Origin of the sequence: Phenylobacterium sp. (assembly GCF_030697925.1) — a bacterium.
Lineage (GTDB): Bacteria > Pseudomonadota > Alphaproteobacteria > Caulobacterales > Caulobacteraceae > Phenylobacterium.
On the sequence record NZ_JAUYOJ010000147.1, the window covers coordinates 42396 to 55727 of the forward strand.

The 13332-nt window shown below is 67.4% G+C and carries 15 protein-coding genes and 1 tRNA gene; 15 read left to right on the top strand and 1 reads right to left on the bottom strand.

Annotation, left to right across the window (positions count from 1 at the left end):
• Positions 1–75 precede the first annotated feature (75 nt).
• From Q8Q88_RS13700 to Q8Q88_RS13770, 15 genes are all read left to right on the top strand, one after another.
• Positions 76–369 (top strand): hypothetical protein, encoded by a 294-nt coding sequence (locus tag Q8Q88_RS13700; protein ID WP_305675744.1) that lies wholly within the window; start codon positions 76–78, stop codon positions 367–369.
• Positions 366–806 carry a Spy/CpxP family protein refolding chaperone gene (locus tag Q8Q88_RS13705; RefSeq protein ID WP_305675745.1) on the top strand — a complete coding sequence of 147 codons (441 nt, stop codon included), beginning with the start codon at positions 366–368 and terminating at the stop codon, positions 804–806. Before Q8Q88_RS13700 ends, Q8Q88_RS13705 begins: the two co-directional genes overlap by 4 nt.
• Positions 803–1378, top strand: coding sequence for an RNA polymerase sigma factor (locus tag Q8Q88_RS13710; protein WP_305675746.1), 576 nt, complete (start codon positions 803–805; stop codon positions 1376–1378). The genes Q8Q88_RS13705 and Q8Q88_RS13710 overlap by 4 nt, the downstream gene beginning before the upstream one ends.
• A gap of 121 nt (positions 1379–1499) precedes the next feature.
• Positions 1500–3224: a copper resistance system multicopper oxidase gene (locus Q8Q88_RS13715; protein WP_305675747.1), complete on the top strand. Its 1725-nt coding sequence runs from the start codon at positions 1500–1502 to the stop codon at positions 3222–3224.
• Positions 3221–4147: a copper resistance protein B gene (locus Q8Q88_RS13720; protein ID WP_305675748.1), complete on the top strand. Its 927-nt coding sequence runs from the start codon at positions 3221–3223 to the stop codon at positions 4145–4147. Before Q8Q88_RS13715 ends, Q8Q88_RS13720 begins: the two co-directional genes overlap by 4 nt.
• A gap of 86 nt (positions 4148–4233) precedes the next feature.
• Positions 4234–4554 (top strand): copper-binding protein, encoded by a 321-nt coding sequence (locus tag Q8Q88_RS13725; protein ID WP_305675749.1) that lies wholly within the window; start codon positions 4234–4236, stop codon positions 4552–4554.
• 686 nt (positions 4555–5240) lie between these two features.
• Positions 5241–7928 (top strand): TonB-dependent receptor, encoded by a 2688-nt coding sequence (locus Q8Q88_RS13730; protein WP_305675750.1) that lies wholly within the window; start codon positions 5241–5243, stop codon positions 7926–7928.
• 82 nt (positions 7929–8010) lie between these two features.
• Entirely contained in the window at positions 8011–8712 is a 702-nt protein-coding gene (locus Q8Q88_RS13735; RefSeq protein WP_305675751.1) for a hypothetical protein, read from the top strand.
• Between the two features lie 7 nt (positions 8713–8719).
• Positions 8720–9460: a PepSY domain-containing protein gene (locus tag Q8Q88_RS13740; RefSeq protein ID WP_305675752.1), complete on the top strand. Its 741-nt coding sequence runs from the start codon at positions 8720–8722 to the stop codon at positions 9458–9460.
• An 83-nt stretch (positions 9461–9543) separates the two neighbouring features.
• Complete coding sequence (gene hutC, locus Q8Q88_RS13745) at positions 9544–10302, top strand: histidine utilization repressor (RefSeq protein ID WP_305675753.1); 759 nt, start codon at positions 9544–9546, stop codon at positions 10300–10302.
• Positions 10303–10329: 27 nt separating this feature from the next.
• Entirely contained in the window at positions 10330–10608 is a 279-nt protein-coding gene (locus Q8Q88_RS13750; RefSeq protein ID WP_305675754.1) for a 2Fe-2S iron-sulfur cluster-binding protein, read from the top strand.
• Positions 10584–10844, top strand: a complete 261-nt coding sequence (locus Q8Q88_RS13755; protein WP_305675758.1) for a hypothetical protein — start codon at positions 10584–10586, stop codon at positions 10842–10844. Before Q8Q88_RS13750 ends, Q8Q88_RS13755 begins: the two co-directional genes overlap by 25 nt.
• Before the next feature lie 31 nt (positions 10845–10875).
• The gene (locus Q8Q88_RS13760; RefSeq protein ID WP_305675755.1) at positions 10876–11868 is read left to right on the top strand and encodes a zinc-dependent alcohol dehydrogenase family protein; all 993 of its coding nucleotides are present in this window, start codon (positions 10876–10878) and stop codon (positions 11866–11868) included.
• A gap of 370 nt (positions 11869–12238) precedes the next feature.
• A complete protein-coding gene (locus Q8Q88_RS13765; RefSeq protein ID WP_305675756.1) occupies positions 12239–12547 on the top strand; it encodes a hypothetical protein in 309 nt (102 codons plus the stop codon).
• Between the two features lie 90 nt (positions 12548–12637).
• A complete protein-coding gene (locus Q8Q88_RS13770) occupies positions 12638–13135 on the top strand; it encodes an alpha/beta fold hydrolase (RefSeq protein WP_305675757.1) in 498 nt (165 codons plus the stop codon).
• Positions 13136–13219: 84 nt separating this feature from the next.
• Here the strand turns inward: Q8Q88_RS13770 and Q8Q88_RS13775 are convergent.
• Positions 13220–13295 (bottom strand) — tRNA-Lys (locus Q8Q88_RS13775).
• Positions 13296–13332: the final 37 nt, after the last annotated feature.

A 13332-nucleotide genomic window follows, 5' to 3' on the forward strand; every position in this document is an offset into this window, starting at 1 on the left:
CCATACGAGTCGCTAGGTGAGGGGCCTGCGCTTGCGATACGTATAAGGCAGGAGTCGTCTTTCCATGGGTGAGCCATGAGCCTCAGGCTCGACAACGCACTGGAAGCCCTGAAGGCCGAGGGGCCCGAGCGGAGCTTGGACCATCTCGAGCCCGCCGTGTGGCGGCGCATCGAGGCCGCGAGCGAAATGCGCTCGATGGATTGGATCGTGCTGCCGGTGCGGGCGGCCGCGGTGGTCGTGGCGCTGGGCGTCGGCGTGGCCGGCGGAGGGTTCGCGGCCTCGGCGGCCGCGGACGAACGTCGGGAGATCTCCGTCTTCTCGATCGACTCGCGCTTGGCGCCCTCGACCCTGCTCGACGAACAGGGATGAAGTTCGTCGGACGAGGCCTGGTCCTCACGCTCATACTGGCCGCGCTCGCGGCCGCCGGCGGCACCTGGGTGGGCGCGCGCTATGTGGTGGAACAGCGGCGCACGCCGTCGCTGCATGAGTTCGTGCATCACGAGCTGGCCCTGTCGGCCGACCAGGAGCGTCGGCTTGAAGCTTTGGAGCAGGACTTCGCCGTCCGTCGTCGGGCGCGGGAGGCGCAGCTCCGCGCCGCCAACGCCGAACTGGCCGCGGCCATCCACGCCCGGCACGAATATTCCCCCGAGGTGAAGGCCGCGGTCGAGCGGTTCCACCACGCCATGGGTGAGCTCCAGAAGGAGACCATTCTCCATGTCCTGGAGATGCGGAAGGTCCTGACGCCGGAACAGGCGGCCAAGTTCGATCGCCGGATCGCCGAGGCGCTGACCGACCAGGCGCTGTGATCGGGGCCGACGAGGAGAGCGACGCCGCGCTGGCGGCTCGCGCCGCCCGCGGCGAGGACCATGCCTTCACCCTGCTGATGCGCCGTCACAAGGGCGGGCTCTATGGCTTCGTGCGGCGCCATGTGGGCGATGCGGACGCCGCCTATGAGGTTGTCCAGGAAAGCTTTGTCGCCGCGTGGAAGGCCCTGGGCCGGTATGATCGCGCCAGGCCCTTCGGTGTCTGGCTGCGCGCCATCGCCCTCAACAAGTGCCGCGATCGCGGCCGGCGCCAGGCCGTGCGCCGCATCGTCCTTGGCGAGAAGGACGCCGAGTCCCCCGAGGCCCAGCGTCAGGCCGATCCGGCGCCGAACGCCGAGGCTGTGCTGGTCTCAGCCCAGCGCCGCGCCGCGCTCGATGCGGCCATCGCCAAGCTGCCCACGAAGCTCAAGGAACCCTTGATCCTCACCTATTTCGACGAACTGTCGCAGCAACAGGCCGGCCAGCTCCTGGGGGTCAGCGCCAAGACCGTGGAGACCCGGGTCTACCGAGCCCGTCAGAAGCTGGCGCAGATCCTGGGTCTCGACGCCGAATAAGTGTTCCGCCGGCCGAGGGGTGGAGGACGAACTTGCGTATCCATCTCTGCAAACGCCCCCTTGACCCTCCCGCCATGGGAAGCCCCATCTCCTCCGCGCCACGAGGATAGGACCTGTCTGTATGCGCCGACGCGCCCTTGCTGATTTCGATCGCCGCCAACTTCTGCGTGGAGCCGTGGCCCTGGGGGGAGGCGCCGCGGTCAGCGCCATGCTGCCGGCCTGGGCCCAGAGCGCGACGCCGGGCCTGGTCTCCACCCTGCCGAGCGTCTCCGGCGAGGAGATCAAGCTCACCATCGGCCATACGGCGTTCAAGGTTGACGGCCGCGCGGGCCACGCCGTCACCACCAACGGGACCGTGCCCGGACCGCTTGTCCGGCTGAAGGAAGGCCAGAACGTCCGGATCGCGGTGACCAACACCCTGGACGAGGACACCTCGATCCACTGGCACGGCCTGATCCTGCCCTTCCAGATGGACGGCGTCCCCGGTGTCAGCTTCCCCGGCATCAAGCCGGGCGAGACCTTCGTCTATGAGTTCCCGGTCCGCCAGGCCGGCACCTACTGGTACCACAGCCATTCCGGCCTCCAGGAGCAGGAGGGCCACTACGGCCCCATCGTGATCGATCCGGCGGGTCCCGATCCGGTCGCCTACGACCGCGAGCACGTGGTGGTGCTCTCCGACTACAGCTTCATGCATCCGCACGTGACAATGCGGAAGCTCAAGGCCCAAGCGGGTTATTTCAACGAGCAGAAGCAGACCATCGCCGGTCTGATGCGGGGCAAGGACCAGCCGCTGAAGGACCGTATGGAGTGGTCCAAGATGCTGATGGACCCCACGGACATCCTCGACATCACCGGCTCGACCTACACCTATCTGATCAACGGCCATGGCCCGAAGGACAACTGGACTGGCCTCTTTGCGCCCGGCGAACGGGTGCGGCTGCGCTTCATCAACGCCGGCGCGATGAGCGTCTTCAATGTCCGCATCCCGGGCCTGAAGATGAGCGTCGTCCAGGCTGACGGCCAGAACGTGCGGCCGGTGGAGGTCGACGAGTTCCAGATCTCTCCGGCCGAGACCTATGACGTCATCGTCCAGCCGACCGCCGATCAGGCCTACACCCTGGTCGCCGAAGCCGCCGACCGTTCCGGCATGGGCCGGGCGACCCTGGCGCCGCGGCCGGGTATGGTCGCCGCCGTCCCGCCGCTGCGCGAGCGTCCGCTGCTGACCATGCGCGACATGGGCATGGATCACTCCGCCATGGGGGGCATGGAGGGGATGGATCACGGCTCCATGTCCATGCGCGATCCGAGAAACGCGCCGCAGGTGAAGCTGGGGCCGGGGGTGCAGATGATCTCGCCCATGCCGGTCGACCGCACCGGCGAGCCCGGCCTAGGGCTCGAGAACGTCGGCCACAAGGCGCTGACCTATCGCGACCTGGTCGCGCTCAACCCCAATCCCGATCCCCGACCGCCCTCGCGTGAGATGGAGATCCACCTGACCGGCAACATGGAACGCTTCATGTGGTCGTTCGACGGCGAGAAGTTCAGCCACCTGAAGGCGCCCATCCCCTTCCGTCTGAACGAGCGGGTGAGGGTGACCCTGGTCAACGACTCGATGATGGGCCATCCGATCCACCTGCACGGCCACTTCTATGAGGTGGTGAACGGCAACCCCGGGCATCATCCGATGAAGCACACGGTCAATGTGCTGCCCGGCGGCAAGGTCACCTTCGACCTCACGGCCGATGCTCCCGGCGATTGGGCGTTCCACTGCCACCTGCTGCACCACATGCATGCAGGCATGTTCAACGTGGTCACCGTGCGGCCCCTCGAAGGAGGCGCAGCGTGAACCGGCTTCTCCTGATCGGCCTGCTGCCGCTCGCCGTCGCCGCGCCCGCCTCGGCGCAGCACGCCGGCCACGCCATGCCCGCGCCGCCGCCCGCGGCCGATCCCCACGCCGGGCACGTCATGCCGGCGGAAGCCGCTCCGCCCGCCGCCGATCCTCATGCCGGCCACGATATGTCGAAGATGGCGCCGACGGCGGGCGCCGAACCCCCGCCGCCGCCCAGCGACCACGCGGCCGAGCGGTTCCACAGTCCCGCCGCCATGGCCGCGGCGCGGGCCCAGCTCGCCCGCGAGCACGGGGGCGAACCCGCGTGGAAGGTGATGCTCAGCACGGCTGAGCGACGCCCCGCCTCGGGCCAGGATAGCTACGCCTGGGAAGGCGAGGCCTGGTATGGCGGCGACGCCCACCGACTGGTCGTGAAAACGGAAGGCGAGGGCGCCGATCATCTCGAGAGCGCTGAGCTGCAGGCGCTCTTTTCCCGCGCGATCAGCCCCTATTTCGATCTTCAGGTCGGGCTGCGGCACGACTTCGAGCCCACCCCGTCACGCACCTACGCGACACTCGGCTTCGAGGGGCTGGCCCCCTACTGGTTCGAGGTGGAGGGCGCGGCCTTCCTCTCCGACAAGGGCGACCTCTCAGCGCGCCTCGAGGGCTCCTACGACCTGCGGCTCACCCAGAAACTGATCCTGGAACCCCGGGGCGAGATCAATCTCGCGGCCCGGGACGACCCCGCGACCGGCGTCGGCTCGGGCCTCACCGACACCGAGCTCGGCCTGCGCCTGCGCTACGAGTTCCGCCGCGAGTTCGCGCCCTATGTCGGCGTGGTCCATGAGCGGAAGTACGGGAAGACCGCCGACTTCGCGCGCGCCGCCGGCGAGGATGTCGACACCACCCGCTTGGTCATCGGCCTACGGGCCTGGTTCTAACAACCCGGCCTCTCCGAGGTCGGTTCTTCGGGTGGCCGCCAGCCGCCGTCTATACCGCGCCGTTTGGCGCCAGTTTGGAGATCGAAATGAAAACCGTCGTCCTGTCCCTCGCCGCCGCCCTGGCCATGACCTCCGCCGCCGCCGCCCAAAGCGATCACAGCGGTCACGCCGCCCCGAAGGCCGCTCCGTCCGTGGCCCTGGTTGAGGGCGTCGGCGTCGTGAAGAAGGTGGACGCCAAGGCCGGCACGGTCACCCTGGCCCACGACCCCATCAAGGCGCTCAACTGGCCGGCCATGACCATGCCCTTCAAGGTGTCCGACAAGGCCCTGCTCGCGAAGGCGGCCGTCGGCAGCAAGATCCGTTTCCAGCTGAGCGGTCAGACCATCGTCGGCATCCGGGCCTTCTAGGGCTGCAGGCCTGTCGGCCGGGCCGTCTTCGCCCCGGCCGCTGGCCCCTTCGGCCCACGCGAGACGAGCTTGGCGTCCCTTGTCCGCGCATTGCGTCGAGAGATGAGGGATCGGTCTTCCCGGTGCGTATCCGTCTTATCCGAGCCGCTGTTTCGCGCAGCGATCAAGGATGCGCGCCTTCAGCTGGGGATTTCAAGAAAACGTAGTGTTACGGGAATTTCGTCCGCCGTGACAACGATGATATCTGAGTGATGTCGTCGAAATGGCTGTAAATTCAAGAATTACTCCACCATGTGTCCACGTTCTGGCGCGTGAATACTGCTATTTGGAAAATATAGCCTCGAACACGAGGGCTGATTCGACGATCAAATAATCGACATGTTGGATGTATTCTGCACGAAAACATACGCATGGATGCGAAGTTAGCCTGAAAACATGTCGAGGTGAAAATAGCCATTATCTTGCGGAGTTGTCCCGATTCTAGGGAATTTATTTCCCGATCTACCGCAAGAGTGTTGCGCCATGAGTCGAAAGTGGCGTCGATCGGCAATCGCGCACCCTCGGGGAAACGTTGAATATGTATATACCTATCTTGACACTTTGAGGCGCGAAACAAGACAGTCGGGTGAATGGTGCGGCCTCGCTGGAGACGGTCGGGCCGGGGTCTAATGGGACAGGGGATGGCCATGAGCCGGATTTCGAAGCGTCTGCTTTTCGCGAGCGCGCTGCTCACCACCGCGATGCTGAGCACACAGGCTGGCGCGCAGCAGCTGGCCGCCAACGACGTCGACGAGGTGATCGTCACGGGCAGCCGCATCAAGCGCGAGGACATAACCGGGGTGGGCCCGGCCACGGTGGTCAGCCAGGAACAGATCGCCCGGGCCGGCATCACCAATGTCGAGGCCCTGCTGCAGCGCCTGCCGGCCTCGGCGGGCGCCGCGGGCAACCAGACCAACGCCTATTGGACCGGCAACGGCTACGGCACGGCGCAGGTCAACCTGCGCGGCCTGGGCATCAACCGGACCCTCACCCTGATCAACGGCCGCCGGGTCGTGAACGGCGGCACGGGCGCCAACAGCGCGCCCGACCTGAACATGATCCCGACCGCCATCATCGGCCGGATGGATGTCCTGAAGGACGGCGCCTCGGCGATCTACGGCGCGGACGCGGTCGCGGGCGTGGTGAATATCGTTACTCTCGACAAGTACCAGGGCCTGAAGCTCTCGGCCAAGTACGGCGTCACCGACGAGAGCGACGGCGGGGAATACAATGTCGACGTCCTATGGGGTCTGCGCGGCGAGCGCGGCGGCGTCACCGCGGCCCTGACCTACCAGAAGACCGAAGTGGTCAACCTGGCCAGCCGCGCGCCCTGCGGTCTCGGCGAGGTCGGCGGGGCGCTCGTCTGCGTCTCCAGCGCCTCGACCATCGGCGGTCGCGCGGTCCTCAACGGCCAGCAGATCAACTTCAACCAGACACCCGGCGGCAACGGCAATTTCTTCGAGCCCTACAGCGCGGCGAAGCACAACTTCAACTCGAACCCGTTCCTCAATGCGGTCTCGCCGCTGGAGCGGATCAGCACGGCGTTCCTGGCCGACTACGAACTCACCGATAAGGTCAGCCTGTTCGCGGAGTTCTTCTTCACCCACCGCGAGAGCAACCAGATCGCCACGCCGGGCACCCTGCGCAACCTGGCGATCTCGGCGACCAACCCGACCAACCCGACGGGCCAGAACATCACGGTGATCCAGCGCCGCCTGGCCGAGCCGGGCCCGCGCCAATTCTTCCAGGAGACCGACACCTACCGGTTCGTGGGCGGCGCCAAGGGCTCGATCGTGGGTGACTGGACCTGGGAAGCGGCGGTCAACTGGGGCCGCAACACTGGCATCGACGGCATGACCAACATCGCCAACAAGGAGCGGGTGAACAACACGCTGAACACGGCCATCTGCAGCGCCGCGGCCGGCGCGACCATCCCCTGCGCGGACTATCTGGGCGCGGGCGATGTGACCCAGCAGGTGCTCGACTACATCCTGTTCACCTCGCGCGACTCCGGCGGCAACGAACAGCGCAGCGTCACCGCCGACGTCACCGGCACGGTCTTCCAACTGCCGGCCGGCCCGCTCCTGGCCGCCGCCGGCCTGGTCTATCGGGACGAAGAAGGGTGGCGGAACCCCGACGCCCTGACCGTCCTGGGCATCGCCAACACCAACCAGCAAGATCCCATCTCCGGCAAGACCAAGGCCAAGGAGGCCTATCTCGAACTCTCCGCGCCGCTGCTGGCCGACCTGCCGATGGTGCGCAAGCTCGAGCTCGACGGCGCCGTCCGTTATTCCGACTACGACCTGTTCGGCAGCAACACGACCTACAAGGTCGGCCTGAACTGGACCGTGATCGACAGCCTGCGCCTGCGGGCGACCTTCGGCACCGGCTTCCGCATTCCGAGCGTGCCCGAACTGTTCGGCGGTGTGGCCGAGGGCAACCTGACCACGACCGATCCGTGCAGCCGCTACAGCACCAGCGGAAACGCCACCCTGATCGCCAACTGCCAGGCCTCCGGCGTTCCCGCCGGCTACGTCCAGCTCGGCAACACCGTGCTGACCACGGTAGGCGGCAACCAGAACCTGCAGCCGGAAACCGCCGAGACCCTGACCCTCGGCCTGGTGTGGCAGCCGACCCAGGTCAGCGGTCTCTCGGTGACCGTCGACTATTTCGACATCAAGATCAAGGACGCCATCCGCTCGATTCCGGGCTCCACCAAGCTGGCGGTCTGCTATGCGGCGCCCGGCCTGACCCACCCCTTCTGCGGCCCGGCCAACTTCACCCGCAGTTCGCTGACCGGCGAGGTCAACTTCCTCTCGGCCCAGCCCTCGAACGCGGGCATGGAGCAGATGAAGGGTGTCGACGTCGGCGTGCGCTACGACTTCGACATCGGCGAACGGCGCGCCAGCCTCGACTGGAACACCACCTATCTCGACGAATACGTGATCACGCCGTTCCTTGGCGCGGACCCGATCGAGTTCGACGGCCATATCGGCGGCGGCAACGGCGGCTATCCGCACTGGCGCTCGAACGCCAGCTTCTCGGTGATGGATGAGCGCTGGACGGGGACCTATTCGGTCCAGTGGATCGGCAAGGCGACCGACTTCAACGCCGCGCCCGCCGACATCGGCTACCGTGCGCCGAACGTCTTCTATCACAACGCCCAGTTCGCCTATCGCCTGGGCGAGAGCGCCGACATCGCCGTCGGCGTCGACAACATCTTCGACAAGAAGGCGCCCTTCATCAAAAGCTGGACCGACGGCAACACCGACACCATGACCTACGACCTGCTCGGTCGCCGGGGTTATGTGCGGCTGACCTATCAGTTCAACTAGACGCCTTCGGGCGCCGGGCGGGAAACCCCATGTCCTGCCCGGCGCCGATCCTTTCGAGAATTCGGCGGTAAGAGAGACCACGATGCGCTTGCCAGCCTTGGCGCGAACGACCCACAAGTGGCTCGCCCTGATCATCGCCGTCCAGGCGGTGTTCTGGACGCTGAGCGGCCTCTACATGACCGCCGTCCACATCGACATCATCCACGGCGACCACCTGGTGCGGACGGTCGAGCCGCGTGCCCTGTCGATGGCCGGCCTCGTGGAACCCGCCACCTTCGCCCAATCCGGCGCCAAGTCGGTTCGCCTGGAGACCCAACTCGGCAAGCCCGTCTATGTCGTCGATGCGATCCCGGGCCATATGCTGTTCGACGCCCGCAGCGGCGCGTTGCTGTCGCCGCTCGACGAAGACGCGGCCCGCGATCGGGCGCTCTTTCACTACGCCGGCAGCGGCGGCATCGTGAAGACCGAGCTGCTCGAGGTCGTGCCGGGTGAGATCAAGGGCCGGCCGGCGCCGATCTGGCGGGTCGAGTTCGAAGGCTTCTGGCGGCCGACCCTCTACATCTCTCCGCAGACCGGCGGGCTGGTGGCCAAGCGGCACGACCTCTGGCGCATCTTCGACTTCGTCTGGATGTTCCACATCATGGACTACGAAGAGCGCACGGACGTGAACAACATCCTGTTGCGCGTGGCCACCTGGATGGCCGTGGCGACCTCGCTCACCGGGGCCTGGCTCCTGCTCTACAGTTTCCGACGCCGGCGCCGCGCGCGCAAAGCCGCAGCCTGAGGTTCCGATGTTCCTGATCCGCACGTTGCACAAATGGTTCGGCCTGATCCTCGGTCTGCAGTTCGTCCTCTGGACGATCAGCGGCGCGATGATGGCGCTGCTCGACCACCACAAGGTCTCGGCCGAGCATTCCGTCCGCGAGCCGGCGGCGCTGATTGTCCCGGCCGACACCCTTCCCCTGGCCCGTGTCGCCGAGGCCGTCGGGGGCCCCATCCTGGCCCTGCGCCTGAAACCGCTTGGGGACGGTTTCGTCTATGAGGCCGCCACCCCGTCCGGCGTGAAGCTGGTCGACGCTACGAGCGGCCGGCCGGTTGCCGTCGACGCGGCGAGGGCAGGGGCCCTGGCCGCCGCCGCCTTCAGCGGCTCCGAGGCCGTGGCTTCGGTCCGGAAGGTGGACGCGGCCGACGTCGAGACCCGCAAGCTGCCGCTTCCCCTGTGGCGCGTGGAGTTCGCCGACGCCGAGCGCACGACGCTCCTGTTGTCGGCCGCGACCGGTGACGTCCTCGAGCGCCGCAACAACAGCTGGCGACTGTGGGACGTGTTCTGGATGATCCACATCATGGACTACACCAAGCGCGAAAGCTTCAACCACCCGCTGATCATCACCGTCGCGGCGGGCATCGCCTGGCTGGCGCTGAGCGGCCTCATCCTGCTGGTCCAGAGCTTCCGGCGGCGCGACTTCGCCTGGGTCCTGGACCCCGTCGAGCGTCTACGGGGCGGGCCGAAGGCGCGGGTGCGCGAGAGCTGACCCGTCGGCCCGCGGCGGCCACGCCGCCTCGCCGATCATGATAGCCTCGCGGTGACGATCAGGTCGGGGGGAAGCAGATCCGCATGAGTTCCGGCGGCGACACCACGCTCAACAAACGGATCCGCACCGAGATCGCCGAGCGTATCCTCTCCGGGGAGCTGGCCCCAGGTGATCGGATTCCCTACGAGCACGAGCTGATGGCCCAGTACGGCTGTTCGCGGATGACCGTGAACAAGGCCCTCTCGCCGCTCGCCGACAGCGGCCTCATCGTCCGGCAGCGGCGCGCGGGGACCTTCGTCTCGCGGCCGAGGGTCCATTCGGCGGTGCTCGACATCCTGGACATCCAGGCCGACATCACCAGCCGCGGCGAGGCTTACGGCTACGAGCTGCTGTCGCAGAAGTCGCGGGCGGCGAACAAGCGTGACCGCGAGGAACTCGAGTTGGACGGCCCCGCCCAGGTCGTCGTCCTGCGCTGCCTCCATCGGGCCGACGGCCGGCCCTTCGCCCTGGAGGAACGGCTCATCAGCCTCGCGTCGGTTCCGAAGGCCGTGGCGATGGACTTCGCGGCGACGCCCCCGGGGACCTGGCTGCTCGGCTCGGTGGCCTGGACCCAGGCCGAACACCGCATCAGCGCGATCAACGTCTCACGCGCGACCGCGAAGACCCTGCGGATCGATCCCACGGCCGCCTGCCTTTCCCTGGAGCGACGGACCTGGCGGGGACGCGAGCCGATCACCCATGTCCGCCTGACCTTCCCGGGCGACTCCTACGACCTTGTGGCGCGCTTCGCCCCGCCCTCGACCCCTGGCCTGCCAAGCGCGGCGCCACGTGGCGGCAAGTAGGGGAATGGAGGCCGCGACCGTAGCTTCATGCGGGCGGCGTTCGTGAAGCACGATGGTTTTCAGTGCGGCTACTGCGCGCCGGGACAGATCTGTTCGGCGATGGCGATGCTTGACCCTGATCAAGGCCCGGCTCCCGGTTCCGGCCGAACCTGCAACTCCCACCGAGCCCGCGCAGGGCGGCTCGCATTGGCGTACGGAGGAATCCACCTGACCGTACGAAATCCGGTCCTGATGCTGAGCCTGGCGACCGCCGCACTCTTGAACAACGGCCTCGTCGCGACGTGCGACGAACTGTTCACGGCCTGACCATGGCGGCGCGCGGATCCAACCTCGCCCAGGTTATATTCGGCCTGGTGTTCCTTCTGGCGGGACTCACCGGCATGGCTGCCTTGATCGCGGTTACCTACGGAGACTCCGCCGCGTCCCAGGCGTTGGCGCTTCGGCTGGGCCTGACCCTCAGCCTGCTCCTCTCGGCGGTCGCCCAGACGCTAGTGTTGCTGGGGGCCTGGCTGCTGTGGCGGTCGAACCACCGAGAGCGCTGACCGTTTCACTTTCACCCCCGGGGATCGTCCGATGCTGCGCATGGTCCTGAAGACCCGCCGCACGCCTCTTGTCGCGGAGGCGTGCGCCGATCCCGAACCCGGGCCGGGCGAGCTTCGGCTGCGGGTGCGAGCCTGCGGCGTCTGCCGGACCGACCTGCACGTGGTGGATGGAGACCTGGGGGACCGTGGCGCGCCGGTGGTCCCCGGCCATGAGATCGTGGGTGTCGTCGATGCTCTCGGACCGGACGTGGCCGGCGTGCCGATCGGCGAGCGGCGGGGCGTGGCCTGGCTGGGCGGGACCTGCGGCGTCTGCCGCTACTGCCGCGATGGCCGGGAGAACCTCTGCGACGATCCGACTTTCACCGGCTGGACCCGCGACGGCGGCTATGCGGACACGGTGATCGCTCGGGCCGAATTCACCTTCCCCCTGCCGGGGAGCCTGTCCGACCTGGAGGCGGCGCCGTTGCTGTGCGCGGGGCTCATCGGTTTCCGCGCCTGGCGGATAGCGTGTGAGGCGCAAAAGGTCGAGCGGCTCGGTCTTTACGGCTTCGGCGCCGCGGCGCACCTGCTGGCGCAGCTCGCCGTCCATGAAGGCCAAACCGTTCACGCCTTCACGCGCGAGGGGGACGAGGCGGCTCAGGCGCTCGCGCGGCAGCTGGGCTGCGTGTGGGCGGGCGGGTCCGGCGAACGGCCGCATCAGCCGCTCGACGCCGTGATCATATTCGCCCCTGTCGGGGATCTCGTACCCACAGCCCTGGCCGCGGTCCGCAAGGGCGGTACCGTCGTGTGCGGTGGAATCCATATGAGCGACATCCCGAGCTTTGCCTACGACCTGCTCTGGGGCGAACGACGCCTGGTGTCGGTCGCCAACCTTACCCGCCAGGATGCGCGGGACTACCTGCCGCTGGCTCATGCGGCGGGTGTGCGCCCGCACGTGCGGCCCTACGCATTGCTGGACGCCAATCAGGCGCTCGACGACCTACGCCATGGCGCGTTTTCGGGCGCGGCGGTGCTGCTGCCTTAGGACCGCGGGGAGGGCCGGTTGCCTTCGACGGCCACGCACCGCCGTCCAGAATGACTGGCCCGCGTACTTGTGGCGGCCTATCCGGAAGGCTCCCGCGCCGTTTCGGCCCAGCCCAACGCAAACGCGGACAGTCGCGACCGGACTAGGTTCTCCGCCGCCAACGCGGACGCGCGGGTCAGTGGCTCATGAGCACGAAGTATTCCGGCCGATGCATGAGGTCGTCGGTCACGCCCCGCCAAGCCGCCCGAACATTTGGGAGCGTCCCCTGAGCACGGCCCTCGACTTCGTCTTCCGACAGCCGCGCGGTTGATCTTGCTCAAAGCGCGCCGCCCGCTGCTGCGCCAGTCTGACCTCCATAGGAGAAATGCCGATGTCGAAATCCCTGACCCGCAAGGTGAAGCACGAGCTCGAGGACACCCTTGAGGACGTCGCCAAGACGCTGCGGCAAGCCGCCGACGGCCTGAGCGACGACGCCGAGAAGGCGGTGGCGCAGGCCGCTCACGCCCTTCGCCTGGCCGCCGAGGCGCTCGCCGACAAGGCGTCGCCCGAAGTGAAATATGTCGCGCAGAAAGCTATGGCCGAGGCTAGGGCGCACCCGATCGCCACGGCTGCGGCGGCGCTGTCGGCGGCGGCCGCCCTGATCTCGGTCCTGAGTGTCACGCGGAAGAAGGTCGCCTAGCCGCGATCCGCTCGCGGGTGGCCGCCGAGGAGTCGGTGATGACCAGGCGCGGAGTGCTGATCGGCGGTCTGGCCGCGGCGGCGGCGCTGGGTGGCGTCGTCGATCCTCGTCCGCTTCCTGGGCGGCCAGCCGGAGGTGTTTGCGACCGCGTCGCCGGCCGAGCGGCAGCGCGTCCTGGACATCGTGCGGAGCGTAGAGCCCCTGTCGCAGCGCTATCGCGGCATCAATGTCGACAGTACGCCGGATCTGCACGAACCGCCGCTAGAGCGGATCTCCGCGCCGACCCTGATCGTCTCGGCCCGCGACGACCTCTTCAACACCCTGCCGGCGGCGCAGTATGCTGCGGACCGGATTCCGGGCGCGCGGCTCGCCGTCTACGACACGGGCGGACACCTCTTGGTGGGGCGCGGGGCGGCGGTCCGCGCAGAGGCGAAGACGTTTATCGACAGCGCAGGCGCTGGGCGGGTCGGGGCGGATCATCGGTCCCGGACCTCCCCTCAAGCCCGAGCACGTCTGGTCGATCCGGCGGAATTAATCCGTTCGGATGCAAATCATGGCAGCTTGGCTCGGAACGTAGATTTTAACTGATATCGGACGGACATTCGTTGGACCCCAACGACGGAGGCTGCTCCGGCGGCCTTCGGGTTACACCAATCTTTTCAAGGAGAAAGATGGTGGGTGCAGTAGGATTCGAACCTACGACCCGCTGATTAAGAGTCAGCTGCTCTACCAACTGAGCTATGCACCCATTCGTCGTTCGGGACCTGTCGAGCCCCGGCGGCGAG